The sequence below is a fragment of the Dysosmobacter sp. genome (assembly GCF_034093755.1).
Lineage (GTDB): Bacteria > Bacillota > Clostridia > Oscillospirales > Oscillospiraceae > Oscillibacter.
Genome location: NZ_JAXEBZ010000064.1, coordinates 1 through 15,278, shown reverse-complemented (window position 1 = coordinate 15,278; position 15,278 = coordinate 1). Strand labels below are relative to the sequence as shown.

Genomic DNA, 15,278 nt, shown 5'->3' with positions numbered 1-15,278 from the left:
TGGGGTCATGGGCAGGGGTCATCTTCACCGCGCCTGTGCCGAAGCCGATCTCGCAGTATTCGTCGCCCACGATGGGTATCTCGCGGTTCATAATGGGCAGGATGCAGGTCTTGCCGATGAGGTGCTTGAACTTCTCGTCCTCCGGGTTGACGGCCACGCCGGTGTCGCCCATCATGGTCTCGGGGCGGGTGGTGGCGATGACGATGTCGCCGCTGCCATCGGCCAGGGGGTAGCGGATATACCACAGGTGGCCGGGCTTATCCACATACTCCACCTCGGCGTCGGAGAGGGCGGTCAGGCAGTGAGGGCACCAGTTGATGATGCGGCTGCCCTTGTAGATGAGGCCCTTGTCATACAGCTCGCAGAAGGTCTCCCGGACGGCCTTGGAGCAGCCCTCGTCCATGGTGAAGCGGGCGCGGCTCCAGTCGCAGGAGACGCCCATCTTCTTCTGCTGCTCCACGATGCGGTTGCCGTACTCCTCCTTCCACTTCCAGACCCGCTGGAGGAACTTCTCGCGGCCCAGGTCATAGCGGGTTTTTCCCTCCTTGACCCGCAGCTCCTCCTCCACCTTGATCTGGGTGGCGATGCCGGCGTGGTCCGTGCCGGGCAGCCACAGGGCGGAGTAGCCCTGCATCCGCTTGAAGCGGGTCAGGATGTCCTGCAGGGTGCAGTCCAGGGCGTGGCCCATGTGGAGCTGGCCCGTGACGTTGGGGGGCGGCATGACGATGGAGAAGGGCTTCTTCTCGGGGGCCGGATCGCCGTTGAAGCAGTTGCCGTCCATCCACATCTGATAGATGCGGGACTCCACCTGCTGCGGCTCATACACCTTGGGCAGTTCTTTTTTCATTGGTTTTCTCTCCTATTCTTTCAAGCGTAACGCTCTCATTTGATATATTCCACCGGCTGACCGGTCTTTCGCGTGATAAACCCGGGGAAATCCTCCGGCGTGCCCTGCACGAAGCCGTCCTTGCGCAGGATGTGGGCCGCCCGCCGGTCCACAAACAGGTAGAACCGCTCCCGGTCCTCCAGCACCCGTCGGATGCGGGAATACGCCAGCTCCAGCCGGCTTCCCGCCGACTGACAGGTGACACCGTTCTCCGTCAGGCAGTAGACCAGCGGCGTTCCCTTCTCCGGGTAGTTTCTCCAGGACGCGCCCGCGCCCAGGGGTGTCCGGGCCAGGGACAGCAGCAGAAAGATTCCGCAGACGCTGAGCACCAGGCACGGCAGCACCATGGCCGTCATTCCGGCGCCTCCGACACCCGGGCCGAAAATCTCCGCGCTGTCCGCCCACAGCAGGGCCAGCCCATACAGTCCGGCGGAAAGAGTCCAGATTCCCAGCGCCGCCTTCAGCACCTTCCAGACCACTCTGCCCCGGCCCTTCCGGTACCGAACGGCGGTCGCAAGGCCCGCGAAGTCCCTCTTTTCGTAGGTCTCCTCCACCCGGAACTCCACAGAATCCCCCGTTTCAGCCGCCGCAGGCTCCGCCTGTGGGGCCGCGGGGAGTTCCTTTCCGAAATACCGGACCGGCTTCCCGGTCTTTTCCTCCAGGAACCGCAGCAGCTCACCGCCGCTGCCGCCTTTCAGGTAGCGCTCCGGCAGAACCAGGGCGGACCGCCTGCTGACAAACAGCAGGGTAACGTCCCGGCACCAGCAGACGGCGTACAGGGCGGAAAACTCGTAGTGGGTGGTGACGCCGCCGGTCCGGTCGGTGACGCCGCCGTCATTGATGGTGACGGACATGGTCTCCCCCGGCCGCGCCAGTTTCTGACTGGTCAGCCGTTTGGTCAGCCAGGCGGCATACCGCCGGTAACCCACAGCAATGGACAGGTTCAGGACACACAGGATTCCGGGGACCACGGCCCCCCAGGGGGAGGAATCCTCCGAAACGAGGATGCCCGTTGCCACGAGCAGCATGAGGATGCCGCAGACGGCGGCCAGCAGCCGGAGCACCAGCGCCGCCAGCCCCTCGACAGGGGACAGGCGGTGGGCCGCGTGGTAAAACGCATCCCACTCCCGCTGCTGCAGGCCATACAGATCAATGCCTGTAAAGCGGAATTCCATTTCACTGCCTCCAACAAAAAACGCCCTGAGCCGTAAGGCTCAGGGCGAACAAAACTGTCCGTGGTACCACCTAAGATTCGGGAGAACTCCCGCACTCACCGGCGCAAAACGCCGCTCCCCGGTAACGGAGGGACTCCGCCGCAGCCTACTGTTGCCTTCAGCCCGGTGCTCCGGGACGACTTCTCCGGCGGCTTCCCGGGAACTTCCACCAACCGTTCCCTCTCTTGGCATCCGCCTGCCGGGTACTGCTTCCCTTCTTCGCAGTTCCAATATACCGTATCAGTATAGTATACCCCGGCCCGGTTGTCAAGGTCAGCTCAGCCGCAAAATTTCCTTTTTCAGCCGCTGGATGATCCGTTTTTCCAGCCGGGAGATGTAGGACTGGGAGATGCCCAGGTGATCCGCCACCTCTTTCTGGGTCCGCTCCTTCCCGCCGCCCAGGCCGAAGCGCATGGTGATGATCTGCCGCTCCCGGTCCGACAGAGTCTGCAGCGCCGCCGACAGCAGGCTCCGGTCCACGTCCTCCTCAATGGGCCGCATGACGGTGTCGCCGTCGGTGCCCAGCACGTCGGAGAGCAGCAGCTCGTTGCCGTCCCAGTCGGTGTTCAGCGGCTCGTCAAAGGACACCTCCCCTTTCCGGGCGGCGTTTTTCCGCAGGTACATCAGGATTTCGTTTTCGATGCAGCGAGAGGCGTAGGTGGCCAGTTTGATATTCTTGGCCGGCTGATAGGTGCCCACCGCCTTGATCAGGCCGATGGTCCCGATGGAGATTAGGTCCTCAATGTTGATGCCGGTGTTCTCAAACCGCCGGGCGATGTACACCACCAGGCGCAGGTTGTGCTCAATCAGCGCCTGGCGGGCCGACTCGTCCCCGATGCGCTCCACCAGCTCCGCCTCCCGCTCCCGGGACAGGGGCGGCGGCAGCGTGTCGCTGCCGCCAATGTAGTGGACGCCCCGGTCCGGCAGCAGTCCCAGCCGCCCCAGAGCCTTTTGCAGCAGGATATGTAAAGTGATCATCCTTTTCACTCCTTTCCACCTCTCCCCACAGCGCGCCGAAGCCCTCTCCCAGCTCTGTGGGGCACAGGGCCACCAGCAGCCGCTCCATCCGCCTGCCGCCGATGACACACCGGTCCGTCCGCACCGCCAGCAGCAGCCCAGACGGCACTCCCACCGCCCGGTAGGGGATCAGGCGGAACCGGGTCCGCTCCGCCGGCAGGCGGGCCAGCACCTCCGCCGGGTGCTCCAGCGCCCGGTCTATCAGAAAAGGCCGCAGCTCCAGCGGCCACAGCTGTCCCAGATGCCCGGCGCAGGCCACCAGCACCGGGTTTCCCGTGGCCGGGTCCCGCAGGCCGTTGCCGGTGTCGCACAGGGCGGTCAGGTCCGCCCTTCTGTCCCCCCACCACAGCGTCACATGGGTCAGCGTGCCGTTCAGGGCCTGCCGGGCAGAGGCCCGGAACACCACCGACAGCACCGCGTAGGCCGCTCCGGCGGCCATCAGCAGCACCCGCACGTCCACATCCGTGTAAAAGACGCCGTTGGCCATGGGCACGCCGCCGGAGGCCAGCCCCAGCCCCAGTACGCACCCGGCAAAGCCGCAGGACACCAGCAGCAACAGCAGCATCAGCCGGGGCAGCTTCCGGTCCGGCCCGTAGGCCGCCAGGGCCATGAGGGCGCCTGCCAGCGCCTTTCCGGGAAGGGACGCCAGGGCGCCCCACCCCGGCAGGAACACCGCCGCCGCGTACGCTCCCCCCAGCACGCCTGCCAGGGCGAACCGCCCCCGCCGCAGCGGGACTCCCGCCAGGCAGGCTGTGGCCAGCAGCAGGAAATAGTCCATCAGTCCGTTGAGGACAAACACGCTGTCCAGATACACCACCGTCACGGCTCCACCCCCTCGCCAGTCCATTATACGGCAGGGACAGGGGAAAACCGGTCGCAATCCGGGGGCGGCGGAAATCCGGGCGGGAAAACGCGCCCCCGGCCGCATCCGGGGGCGCGCCGCGCTCAGATGATCCAGTCCAGCAGTCCCGCCGGTTCTCCCTCCAGCAGGACACCGGCGGAGCAGAGCATCCGGGCCATGTCCGCCCGGGTAACGCAGTTGTTCAGGGCGGGGCTTCCGAAGCTGCCCGCCGCCAGAACGCTCACCGCCTCCATGTTGCCCACGGCCTGGGCCGCCCAGGAGGGCGCCGCGTCCCGGTGGCCGTACCAGGCGGTCAGGTCCACGTCGTTGACGGACAGTATCCGGTTCAGGATGGCCGCCGCCTCGTTGAAGGTGATGGCGTCCCCGCCCCGGAAGGCCACGCCGCCGGCAGTGGCGCTGCCCTGCACCACGCCGTCGGACAGCCCCGCCGCCGCGTAGGACTTGGCCCAGGTGGGGATGGCCTCATCGTCGCAGAAGCCGGTCATGGTGACCTCCGTCACGGGACGGCCCGCCGTCTCCAGGGTCATGGACAGAAACTCGCTGCGGGACACGGTGCGGTCCGGCTCGAAGAAGTACTGCTCCCCGATCTTCCCGCCGGTGAATACCCCCGCCTCCGCCAGCCACTGGGCTGCCGCCGCGGCGTCATTGTCCGCCATGTCGGCGTAGGAGACGCCGCTTTTCGCCTTCTCCACCGTCACCGTCACGGCGGCGGGCCTGGAGACCCGTCCGGCGCTGTCGGTGACCACGTAGGTGAAGCTGTCCTTTCCGGTGCGGTTTTTCTCCGGCGTATAGGTGAAGGTGTCCCCCTTCACCGTCACGGTGCCCCGCTTGGGCTGCCGCTCCACCTGATAGGTCACCTCGCCGCCGTCGGCGGTCTGGGACAGGAATTGCGCCCGGTAGGGGATGTTGCGGTAGGTGCGGATCTCCAACTCCCGGGCGATGGGCGCTCCCTCCTCCGCCGCAGAGGCGGCGGCGCTGTCCGCCCCGCCGAACAATGCCGTGGCCGGCGTGACCAGCACCAGCATGGCCGCCGCCAGCGCGGCGCCCCGAAGGGCCATTGATTTACCGTTCAAAGTCATTACCTCCCAAAATCAAACTCGCTGGAGGTAGTGTGCGCCGGCGGGGCGGAATTATGCAAAAAAGCACCCGGGAGCGGATGCTCCCGGGACTCTCAGAATCTGCGGCGGCGCCGGCGTTCCGGCAGCGCCCGCTTCTTGATGGCGGAAACGATGCCCATGGCCGCGTACAGCGTCACAATGGAGGAGCCGCCGTAGCTGAAAAAGGGCAGCGTCAGGCCGATCACCGGCATGACGAACAGGCACATGCCGATGTTCTCCACCGTCTGGAAAATCAGCATGCCCGCCATGCCGGCGCAGACATAGGTGGAAAAGGGGGTCCGGGCATGGAGGGCCACCTGCAGGCAGCGGAAGATGATGGCCGTCAGCAGCAGGATGATCACGAGACACCCCACAAAGCCCAGCTCCTCCCCCGCCACGGCAAAAATAAAGTCCGTGTGCCGCTCCGGCAGGGAGCTGGGGTCTCTGCTCTGGGTCTGGGTGCCGTTGAACAGCCCCTGGCCGAAAATCCGGCCGGAGCCGATGGCCAGCAGGCTGCGGGTCTGCTGCCAGCCCGCCACCAGGGGCTGGAAGCTGTGGTCAAACAGGGCGTGGAAGCGGTTGATCATGTAGCTGGGGATCAGTCCCAGCTTGTACATGGCAAATACGCCGGCGGCACCGGCGCCCAGGCCTACGGCGAACCACCGCCAGGCCACTCCCGCCGCCAGAACCATGCAGATGAACACAAACACATACACCAGCGCGCTGCCCATGTCGCTGGACACCACGTAGATCAGCCCCACCATGAACAGCAGATGGACCGTGGGCGGCAGCACCGACCGGAAGCTCCGCAGCTCCCGCCGCTCCTGCCACGTCCACTCCAGCTGCTTGGCCAGCAGCAGAATGAAGGTGATCTTCACCACTTCCGCCGGCTGGATGGAAAAGGGGATGCCGGGAAACTTCAGCCACGCCCGGTTGCCTGTGTTGTCGCTGAAGCCGAAGGGGGTCCGCAGCAGGCAGATGAACCCCACGTTGAACACCAGAATCCACTTCCACCGCCGCACCAGATCCTCCACATCCACCATGGACAGAATGATATAGGCGATGACCCCCAGCAGCGTGGCTACCCCCTGCACAATGAGGTTGCGGAAGCTGCCGGTATACCGGGTAGCGCTGGCAATCAGCACCATGCCGTAGGCTGTGGAGATGAGACACAGGGACAGCAGCAGCAGGTCCGCCTGCTGCAAAAAGTCCTGCAGAACTTGTTTCAGGCGCATGGTTTTCTCCGTTTCGTAGGGTAATCAGGCTTTGCATCAGTATACCACAGTCACCTTTGTCTGTAAACGCAGCAATTTTGTTTTTACATGGGAAATCTTCTGTGCTATAATCATGGACAAAGCCTGCGGTGCGACGCGGGCAATCTCTGGTCCGGGAGGACATGTTCCGTGGAATATTTATCTCACAGCGTGGCAGAGACGGAGGACATCGGCGCCCGGCTGGCCCGCACTCTCCGCCCCGGCACGGTTCTGGCCTATCAGGGGGATCTGGGCATGGGCAAAACCGCCTTCACCCGGGGACTGGCCCGGGGACTGGGCTGCGAAGGCCGGGTCACCAGCCCCACGTTTACCATTGTCAATGAATACGAGGGGCCTGTCCCCCTGTTCCACTTCGACCTGTACCGTCTGGAGGACGCCGACGCCCTGTTTGACATCGGCTGGGAGGACTACCTGGCCCGGGGCGGCATCTGCGCCGTGGAGTGGAGCGAACGGGCGGAGGACGCCCTGCCGGAGGACACACTGTATGTCACCATCCGCCGCCATCCGGAAAACGACGGCTGGCGGATCATCACCGTTCAGGGAGGAGACGCCTTATGAGAATACTGGCTCTGGAAACCTCCGCGAAGGCCTGCTCCGCCGCCGTCACCGAGGACGGGCGGGTGCTGGCCTCCGCCTTCCAATGCACCGGACTGACCCACAGCCGCACCCTGATGCCCATGGTGGAGGCCATGCTGAAAAACGCGGAGCTGACCCTAGGGGACTGCGACGCCATCGCCGTGGCCAACGGCCCCGGCTCCTTCACCGGCATCCGCATCGGCGTGTCCGCCGCCAAGGGGCTGGCGTTTTCCGCGGAGAAGCCGGCGGTGGGGGTCTCCACGCTGGAGGCCATGGCCCGCAACGTGGCCTTTGCGGACGGTCTGGCGGTCTGCGCCATGGACGCCCGGCGCCAGCAGGTGTACAACGCGGTGTTCCGCGCCCGGGGCGGCCGGCTCACCCGCCTGACCCCCGACCGGCCCATCGCCCTGGCGGAGCTGGCGGCGGAACTGAAAGATTCCGACGAGCCGAAAATAATCGTTGGCGACGGCGCGGTACTGTGTTATAATTACCTGTCGGAGGCGGGGATTTCCTGTGCCCTGGCTCCCCCCCACCTGCTGCAGCAAAGCGCCGTGTCCGTGGCCCTGGCCGCGGAGGAAATTCTGGCGACAGGCGGCGGCGGAACGGCGCAGGAGCTGGCACCGGTCTATCTGCGGCCCGCCCAGGCGGAGCGCCTGCGGGACCGCCAGGTAAAGCAGTCACAACTTTAAAATAAAGGAGCGCGTACAAATGAGCGGTAAAGTACATGTCATGGACCATCCTCTGGTGGCCCACAAGCTGACCATCCTGCGGGACAAGAACACCAGCGTCAAGGATTTCCGGGAACTGGTATCCGAGATCGGCATGCTCATCACCTATGAGGCCACCCGGGACCTGCCTCTCACCACCAAGGTGGTGGAGACCCCCATCTGCACCACCACCGCTCCCACCCTGAAGGGCAAGAAATTCGCCGTGGTCCCCATTCTCCGGGCCGGTCTGGGCCTGGTGGAGGGCGTGCTGCGCATGGTCCCCGCCGCTCGGGTGGGCCACATCGGCATGTACCGTGACGAGGAGACCCTGGAGCCCCATGTGTACTTCTGCAAGATGCCCAAGGACATTGCCGAGCGGGACATCATGATTGTGGATCCCATGCTGGCCACCGGCGGCAGCGCCGACGCCGCCATCGCCGAGATGAAGAAGCGGGGCTGCAAGAATATCAAGCTGATGGTGCTGTTGGCCGCTCCCGAAGGCATTGAACACCTCCAGAAGACCCATCCCGACGTGGACATCTACTGCGGCGCGGTGGACGAAAAGCTGAACGAGCGGGGCTACATCGTCCCTGGCCTGGGCGACGCCGGCGACCGGATTTTCGGCACGAAATAAGCAGAAAGGACTGCGTTCCGTTGGAACGCAGTCCTTTTCTCACCAGGGAATGCAGGTATAGATGCCGAACCAGTGGAGAAACGCCGCCGTCAGCACCAGCACGTGCCAGAAGCAGTGGTCGAATTTCCGGTTCCGGGCGAAGGGGATCATGCCCAGGGTGTACACCAGCCCTCCTGCCAGAATCCACCACAGCAGCGGCCGGTTGTACCGGAAGAAGGCCGGGATGAAGGCCACGCCGCTCCAGCCGATGAGAAAATACAGCGTGAAGTGCAGCGCCCGCCACCGGCCGGGGCCGAACACGGCGATCAGCGTGATGCCGAACAGAATCACCGCCCACTGGATGCAGAACAGGGCGATGCAGGCGGGATTGCCGAAGTACACCAGCAGGATGGGGGCGAAGGTGCCGCCGATGAGCAGGTAAATGGAGGAGTAGTCGAACCGCCGCAGCAGCCGCTTGGCGCCGGAGCCGGCGGGCATGGCGTGATACAGGCAGCTCATCAGCATCATCACCAGCATGCTGACGCCGTAGAAGCAGGCGGCCGTCACCTCCAGCGCCGTGCGGGACCGCAAAAGCAGCAGCACCAGCGCCGCAACCGCCAGCAGCGCGCCTGCGCCGTGGGTCACGGCGTTCACCACTTCCTCCGCCACAGTCAGCCGGGGCGGCTCGTTCCGCTGGCGCACCAGCTCCCGCCGCCGCTGCCGCCGGTCCATATAGAATCCATCTGCCGCTCTCGCCATTTCCATGGGGCATCTCCTTTTCCGGTCAACCGTTTCGGTTTCCCGAATCTCATAATATAGTTTTCATTATTATATTACACGTTTTAAAAAATAATGCAACCCCGTTTTTTAAAAGTTCACATTTTTTATGTTCCGGAAAAGGACTGCGCGGTGTGCAATTCACACCGCGCAGTCCGCTTTGGTTCAGTCAATCACTTGCCGGACAGCCGTCACGCTGCCGTCTGCGTCTGTCACCGTCAGCACCAGCGTCCTGTCATCCTCCCAGCCAAGGGCGGTGATGGATGCCGTGTCCGGGACGTCGGTCAGCGTATGGGTCCTTCCCTCCCCCGGCGTGCAGACAGAGTATTCCAGCGGCTCCTCCGTCAGCCCCCCGCAGGCGGTGCCGGAGGGATTCCACACCCGGCAGCGGGTGACGTTTCCCTCCGCCAGAGCATCCGCCCAGGCCTGGACGGCGGCCATGTAAGGCTCCGCCTCGTCCCCCGCCAGCAGCTCCAGCGGCTCCGGACCCCGGCTGTCATTCCACACCAGGGCGTCGCTGAGGCGGATGTACCAGCCGTCGGTGTTCAGGAAGGAGAAGTACCGCACCGGCTCCGTTTCGCCGTTTTTCCAGCGGCGGTAAGCAAGACGGCAGCCGATGCCGCTGATTTCCTCATGGACCACGTCCTCCACCGTCACGGTGCCGCCGGCGGCGAACCGGGCCAGCCGCACCTGACAGGGGATGTTCAGGGCCGCTTTCGCCAGAAACGTGTCCATGGCTTCGCTGTTCTCCACGTCCTCTCCGGCGGCGAACACCACGCAGCCGTCCGCTGCCGCCGCTTCGGCGGTGTAATCCGCCGGCAGATCCTCCAGCGGTGCAAAGCCGTAAGGGGTGTCCGCCGTGATGGGGGCGTCCTCCGAGACGGTGAACTCCGCCGTGCAGACCTTGCCGCCTACGGTCTTGACAATGCGGAAGCGGCCGCCGGCAAAGGCGGACCGGTCATAGCAGGACAGATCGCACCGGAGCGCCAGCGTCCCGCCCGGCTCCACGCTGTAGGCGATGGCAAACCAGCAGAGTTCCTCTCCGCCTGCCGGTTCCAGCCGGAACCAGTCCAATTCGCCGCCCTTTCCCAGGTCCGCCTCCAGGGCAAAGTCCGCGCCGGTTTCCAGCGGCTCCTCCGACCGGTTTTCCAGCAGCACCGTCACCGTGTCCACGTCCGGGCCGTAGGCCGGGTACTCCGTGGTCATGACGCAGTCCCCGCTGAGCCGGTCCTTCCGCACCTCCGTCAGGGGCAGGGTGTCCGCCGTACCGCCGCCGGACTGTCCCTCATCCGCCGGAGCGGTCTCCGCCGCGCCGCAGCCGCTCAGCAGCAAAACACACAGCAGCACGGAAAACAATCGCTTCATGCTCATCACCTCTTATTCTCTCTGACGCGGAAACATGCCCGGAAGTTCCCCGTCGAACTCAACAAATCACCGCGCGAAATTTTTTGGCGGCGCTGATTGCATTATAGCACAGTTTACGGTAAAATGTATACAGCAAGGATGGATAGCTGCAACGGAGTGCTGCGCGCACGGGCTGACACCTATCTGTTTTTGCAGACGGGTGTTTCAAGGCAGAGGCCTGAAACGCCCTTTTTTCATTGGATTCCGGCGGCTGCGGCCGCTCTGACAAGGAGGTTTATGGAATGATCTTACTGGCAAACGGAAGACTCATCACCCGGGACCCGGAGGGAACCGGCTACCTGCCTGACGGCGGCGTGGTCACCGACGGCGGCAAAATCCTGGAGGTGGGAACCACGGCGGAGCTGCGGGCCAGATACCCCCAGGCGGAGTTTGTGGACGCCCGGGGCGGCGTCATCATGCCGGGTCTCATCAACGCCCACACCCACATCTACTCAGCGCTGGCCCGGGGCCTGTCCATCAACGGCTACAATCCCACCAACTTCTATGAAGTGCTGGACGGCCAGTGGTGGTACATCGACCGCCATCTGGACCTGGCCGCCACCCGGGCCTCCGCCCAGGCCCTGGTCATCGACTCCATCAAGCAGGGCGTCACCACCATTTTCGACCACCACGCCTCCTTCTGCGAGATTCCCGGCTCGTTGATGCAGATCGCGGAGGTCACCCGGGAATACGGCATCCGGGCCAGCCTGTGCTACGAGGTGTCGGACCGGGACGGCGAGGAGAAGTCCATCCAGTCCGTGCAGGAAAACAAGGACTTCATTGACTGGTGCGAAAAGAACCCCTCCGACATGCTGAAGCCCATGTTCGGCGGCCACGCCCTGTTCACCATCTCCGACCGGACCTTCGACCGGATGAACGAGGCCAACAACGGCCGGGTGGGCTACCACATCCACGTGTCCGAGGGCATGAACGATGTGTATGACAGCCTGCAGAACTACGGCCGCCGCCCGGTGCAGCGGCTCCACGATCACGGCATTCTGGGGCCCAAAACCATTCTGGGCCACTGCATCCACGTGAACACGGCGGAGATGGACCTCATCCGTGCCACCGACACCATGTGCGTCAACAACCCGGAGAGCAACATGGGCAACGCCGTGGGCATCTCCCCGGTGCTGCAGCTGTACAAAAAGGGCATTCTTATCGGCATGGGCACCGACGCCTATACCAATGACATGCTGGAGTCCATCAAGGTGGCCCTCTGCTCCCAGCGGCACAACGCCTGCCTGCCCGGCGTGGGCTGGTGCGAGGTGACGGATATGCTGTTCCGGAACAACGCCAGAATGGCGGAGCGGTGCGGCTTCCCCACCCTGGGCGTGCTGAAGGCCGGGGCGGCGGCGGACGTGATCGTCATGGACTACAAGCCCTTCACCCCCTTCTCCGACGCCAACATCGACGGCCACATGCTCTTCGGCATGACGGGCCGCCAGTGCCAGACCACCATGGTCAACGGCAGAATTCTCATGCGGGACCGGCAGCTGGCGGACATTGACGAGGAGGCGGTGAACGCCCACATTCTGGAAGTGTCCAAAAAGCTGTGGGGCACGCTGAACCACTGCGAATATTAAAGAAATCTGCACACAAGGAGGCAACGCCTATGTCTGAACGGATGACCCCCATCCCCTTCGGGGATCTGATGAACTGGATCACCGCTGAATACCAGCGGGATGGCTCCGTGTTCGGCGTCCACAAGCCCTACCGGGCCGGAGTGAAAAAGCTGCCCATCTTCGGCGAGACCATTGAGACGCCCTTCGGCCCCGCCGCCGGCCCCAACACCCAGCTGGCCCAGAACATCGCGGCGGGCTATTTCGCCGGTGCCCGGTTCTTCGAGCTGAAAACCGTCCAGAAGATGGACGGCGCGGAGCTGGCCGCCTGCATCAACCGCCCCTGCATCCTGGCAGAGGACGAGTGCTACAACTGCGAGTGGTCCACAGAGCTGACGGTACAGCAGGCCTTCGAAGAGTACGTCAAGGCCTGGTGCGCCTGCAAGATCATGGCCCGGGTTTACGGCCTGGGGGACCCTGACGGGTTCGTGTTCAACATGTCCGTGGGCTATGACCTGGAGGGCATCCGGGGTGAGAAGATCGACAATTTCCTCAACGGCATGACCGACGCCTCCCGGACCCCCATCTTCCGGGAGTGCATCCGGACGCTGAAAGCCATGTTCCCCGGCGAGACCGCCTTCATCGATTCCATCACCCCCCACATCTCCGGCTCCGTCACCCTCTCCACCCTCCACGGCTGCCCGCCGGAGGAGATTGAGCGCATCGCCAGCTATCTGCTGACGGAAAAGCACCTCCACACCTTTGTGAAGTGCAACCCCACCCTGCTGGGCTATGAGACAGCCCGGTCCATTCTGGACAGCATGGGCTATGACTACATTGCCTTTGACGACCACCACTTCCGGGAGGACCTGCAGTACGCCGACGCCGTGCCCATGTTCCGCCGGCTGCAGCAGCTGGCCGGGGAAGAGGGTCTGGAGTTCGGCCTGAAGCTGTCCAACACCTTCCCGGTGGATGTGAAGGCCGGGGAGCTGCCCAGCGAGGAGATGTACATGGCGGGCAAGAGCCTGTTCCCCCTGACCACCACCATGGCCGCCCGCCTGTCCCGGGAGTTCGGCGGCAGGCTGCGCATCTCCTACGCCGGCGGCGCCGACGCCTTCAACGTGGAGCAGCTGTTCGCCTGCGGCATCTGGCCCATCACCATGGCCACCACGGAGCTGAAGCCCGGCGGCTACCAGCGGTTCGTTCAGATCGGCGACAAGCTGGACGGCCTGGACTTCCGCCCCTTCACCGGCGTGGACGTGGACGGCATCGAAGCCCTGTCCCTGGCCGCCCGGGCGGACAAATACCACCGCAAGGCCGTGAAGCCTCTGCCCCGCCGGAAGCTGGACAAGAAGGTACCCCTGACGGACTGCTTCACCGCCCCCTGCAAGGGCGGCTGCCCCATCGGTCAGGACATTCCCGAATATATTGAGCTGTGCCGCAAGGGCCGCTACGGCTCCGCCCTGCAGGTCATCACGGAGAAGAACCCCCTGCCCTTCATCACCGGCACCATCTGCGCCCACCACTGCATGGACAAGTGCACCCGGAACTACTACGAGCAGCCGGTGGACATCCGGGCCACCAAGCTGGTGGCCGCGCAGAAGGGCTTCCGCCAGCTGATGGGCCGGCTCACCGCCCCCGTCCCCGCGGATACCGCCGCCAGGGCTGCCGTTATCGGCGGCGGACCCACCGGCATGGCCGCCGCTTACTTCCTGGGCCGGGCGGGCATTCCCGTGACGCTGTTTGAGCGGTCCGACCGCCTGGGCGGCGTGGTGCGGCAGGTGATTCCCGCCTTCCGCATCTCTGACGAGGCCATCGACAACGACGAGGCTCTGATGCGGAAAATGGGCGCGGAGGTGCGGCTGAACACCCCCGCCCCCTCCGTGGAGGAGCTGAAGGCCCAGGGCTACACCCACATTTTCTTCGCCGTGGGCGCCTGGAAGGCCGGAAAGCTGGACATCCCCGGCAATGTGGTGCCGGTGATCCGGTGGCTGCAGGATCTGAAGGCCGGCAAGGCCGTCTCCCTGGGCCACGTGGCAGTGGTGGGCGGTGGCAACACCGCCATGGACGCCGCCCGGGCCGCCGTCCGGGCAGGCGCGGAGTCTGTGACGCTGGTCTACCGACGCACCCGGAAGTATATGCCCGCCGATGCCGAGGAGCTGGAGCTGGCCATGGCCGACGGCGTGGCCTTCCTGGAGCTGGCCGCCCCCGTGGAGCAGAAGGACGGACAGCTGACGTGCGAAAAGATGCGGCTGGGTGAGCCGGACGCCTCCGGCCGCCGGAAGCCGGAGTCCACCGGCCAGCTGATCTCCATCCCCTGCGACACGGTGATCTCCGCCGTGGGCGAGCAGGTGGATGACACCCTGTTCACCGCCAACGGCATCACGCTGGACGGCAAGGGCCGGCCCGGCTTCCGCACCAATCTGGAAGGCGTCTACGCCGGCGGCGACGCCCGCCGTGGCCCCGCCACAGTGGTGGAGGGCATTGCCGACGCCCAGGCCTTCGCCGACCAGGTCATCGGCGCGGCCCACACCTTCCCCATGCCCGCCCACGCAAAGGCGGACCGGGCGGAGCTGCTGGCCCGGAAGGGCGTGCTGATGGAGTCCGCCAAGTGCGAGGGGGATCGCTGCCTGCACTGCAATACCGTCTGCCAGGTGTGTGCCGACGTGTGCCCCAACCGGGCCAACGTGGTCATCGCTCTGCCGGATGGGCGACGCCAGATTCTCCACGTGGACCGGATGTGCAACGAGTGCGGCAACTGCGCCGTGTTCTGCCCCTATGACTCCGCCCCCTACCGGGAGAAGCTGACCCTGTTCCGGAGCCGGGAGGACTTCGATGACACGCCGGACAATCCGGGCTTCCTGCCCCTGGGCGGCCGGAAGGTGCTGGTGCGGCTGGACGGCAAGGTCTTTGAGGCCGATCTGGACAGCGAAAACGACCTGCCCGCCGACGTGGAGGTGTTCATTCTCACGGTTCTCACCCGATACGCCTGGCTGCTGGGCTAAAAACCGCAAAAGACCGGGAGAGCCATCGCTCTCTCGGTCTTTTACCTATCAAAATGCCTCGCAGAGTTCGCACCCGCAGGTGCGAAAAGAATGGAATCTGTTTTTTCCGGCGGCGTGTACGGCGGAAAAACACTTTTCGGCCTGCAAGTGTGCGAACTGTCCGCATATGGGGTCCCCCGCTGCAACCCAGCGAAGCGGTTGCAGTGGGGAGAGGAGGGGCAACGGAGCGGCATGAGGACGCCCTCCCCCGCAGGGCGCTCCGAATGGAGCGAAGTTTGCCCCGA

General features: G+C 64.8%; 12 protein-coding genes, 1 pseudogene and 1 other annotated feature. Of the genes and pseudogenes, 5 read left to right on the top strand and 8 right to left on the bottom strand.

What is annotated here, in order from left to right:
• From SOX55_RS08640 to SOX55_RS08615, 6 genes and pseudogenes are all read right to left on the bottom strand, one after another.
• Positions 1–847: class I tRNA ligase family protein (locus SOX55_RS08640; RefSeq protein ID WP_325287038.1), on the bottom strand; the 847-nt coding region annotated here is incomplete at its 3' end.
• A 35-nt stretch (positions 848–882) separates the two neighbouring features.
• Positions 883–2,061: a YcxB family protein gene (locus SOX55_RS08635; RefSeq protein ID WP_325287037.1), complete on the bottom strand. Its 1,179-nt coding sequence runs from the start codon at positions 2,059–2,061 to the stop codon at positions 883–885.
• Positions 2,062–2,098: 37 nt separating this feature from the next.
• Positions 2,099–2,329 (bottom strand) — a binding site (T-box leader).
• A 44-nt stretch (positions 2,330–2,373) separates the two neighbouring features.
• Positions 2,374–3,078: an RNA polymerase sporulation sigma factor SigE gene (sigE, locus tag SOX55_RS08630; protein ID WP_325287036.1), complete on the bottom strand. Its 705-nt coding sequence runs from the start codon at positions 3,076–3,078 to the stop codon at positions 2,374–2,376.
• Positions 3,079–3,139: 61 nt separating this feature from the next.
• Positions 3,140–3,964, bottom strand: a pseudogene (locus tag SOX55_RS08625) (sigma-E processing peptidase SpoIIGA); the annotation flags it as partial.
• 98 nt (positions 3,965–4,062) lie between these two features.
• Entirely contained in the window at positions 4,063–5,052 is a 990-nt protein-coding gene (locus SOX55_RS08620) for an Ig-like domain-containing protein (protein WP_325287035.1), read from the bottom strand.
• Positions 5,053–5,150: 98 nt separating this feature from the next.
• Complete coding sequence (locus SOX55_RS08615; protein ID WP_325287034.1) at positions 5,151–6,311, bottom strand: FtsW/RodA/SpoVE family cell cycle protein; 1,161 nt, start codon at positions 6,309–6,311, stop codon at positions 5,151–5,153.
• 168 nt (positions 6,312–6,479) lie between these two features.
• On the opposite strand from SOX55_RS08615, the gene tsaE reads away from it, so the two are divergent.
• Genes tsaE through upp form a run of 3 tightly spaced genes read left to right on the top strand, consistent with a single transcriptional unit; the run spans position 6,480 to position 8,267 of the window.
• Positions 6,480–6,908: a tRNA (adenosine(37)-N6)-threonylcarbamoyltransferase complex ATPase subunit type 1 TsaE gene (gene tsaE, locus SOX55_RS08610; RefSeq protein WP_325287033.1), complete on the top strand. Its 429-nt coding sequence runs from the start codon at positions 6,480–6,482 to the stop codon at positions 6,906–6,908.
• The gene (tsaB, locus tag SOX55_RS08605; protein WP_325287032.1) at positions 6,905–7,615 is read left to right on the top strand and encodes a tRNA (adenosine(37)-N6)-threonylcarbamoyltransferase complex dimerization subunit type 1 TsaB; all 711 of its coding nucleotides are present in this window, start codon (positions 6,905–6,907) and stop codon (positions 7,613–7,615) included. The genes tsaE and tsaB overlap by 4 nt, the downstream gene beginning before the upstream one ends.
• Before the next feature lie 19 nt (positions 7,616–7,634).
• The gene (gene upp, locus SOX55_RS08600; protein ID WP_325287031.1) at positions 7,635–8,267 is read left to right on the top strand and encodes a uracil phosphoribosyltransferase; all 633 of its coding nucleotides are present in this window, start codon (positions 7,635–7,637) and stop codon (positions 8,265–8,267) included.
• A gap of 39 nt (positions 8,268–8,306) precedes the next feature.
• On the opposite strand, the gene trhA is transcribed toward upp, so the two are convergent.
• Both trhA and SOX55_RS08590 read right to left on the bottom strand, forming a co-directional pair.
• Positions 8,307–9,011: a PAQR family membrane homeostasis protein TrhA gene (gene trhA, locus SOX55_RS08595; RefSeq protein WP_325287030.1), complete on the bottom strand. Its 705-nt coding sequence runs from the start codon at positions 9,009–9,011 to the stop codon at positions 8,307–8,309.
• A 177-nt stretch (positions 9,012–9,188) separates the two neighbouring features.
• Entirely contained in the window at positions 9,189–10,388 is a 1,200-nt protein-coding gene (locus SOX55_RS08590; protein WP_325287029.1) for an immunoglobulin-like domain-containing protein, read from the bottom strand.
• 281 nt (positions 10,389–10,669) lie between these two features.
• Between SOX55_RS08590 and ssnA the strand changes: the two genes are divergently transcribed.
• Together ssnA and ygfK are read left to right on the top strand one after the other, a co-directional pair.
• Positions 10,670–12,013: a putative aminohydrolase SsnA gene (ssnA, locus tag SOX55_RS08585; protein WP_325287028.1), complete on the top strand. Its 1,344-nt coding sequence runs from the start codon at positions 10,670–10,672 to the stop codon at positions 12,011–12,013.
• 29 nt (positions 12,014–12,042) lie between these two features.
• Entirely contained in the window at positions 12,043–14,994 is a 2,952-nt protein-coding gene (gene ygfK, locus SOX55_RS08580) for a putative selenate reductase subunit YgfK (RefSeq protein WP_325287027.1), read from the top strand.
• Positions 14,995–15,278: the final 284 nt, after the last annotated feature.

Coding starts and splice junctions, on each gene's coding strand:
- SOX55_RS08635 (WP_325287037.1), bottom strand. CDS start 2,061: ATGGAATTCCGCTTTACAGGCATTGATCTGTATGGCCTGCAGCAGCGG.
- sigE (WP_325287036.1), bottom strand. CDS start 3,078: ATGATCACTTTACATATCCTGCTGCAAAAGGCTCTGGGGCGGCTGGGA.
- SOX55_RS08615 (WP_325287034.1), bottom strand. CDS start 6,311: ATGCGCCTGAAACAAGTTCTGCAGGACTTTTTGCAGCAGGCGGACCTG.
- tsaB (WP_325287032.1), top strand. CDS start 6,905: ATGAGAATACTGGCTCTGGAAACCTCCGCGAAGGCCTGCTCCGCCGCC.
- upp (WP_325287031.1), top strand. CDS start 7,635: ATGAGCGGTAAAGTACATGTCATGGACCATCCTCTGGTGGCCCACAAG.
- trhA (WP_325287030.1), bottom strand. CDS start 9,011: ATGGAAATGGCGAGAGCGGCAGATGGATTCTATATGGACCGGCGGCAG.
- SOX55_RS08590 (WP_325287029.1), bottom strand. CDS start 10,388: ATGAAGCGATTGTTTTCCGTGCTGCTGTGTGTTTTGCTGCTGAGCGGC.
- ssnA (WP_325287028.1), top strand. CDS start 10,670: ATGATCTTACTGGCAAACGGAAGACTCATCACCCGGGACCCGGAGGGA.
- ygfK (WP_325287027.1), top strand. CDS start 12,043: ATGTCTGAACGGATGACCCCCATCCCCTTCGGGGATCTGATGAACTGG.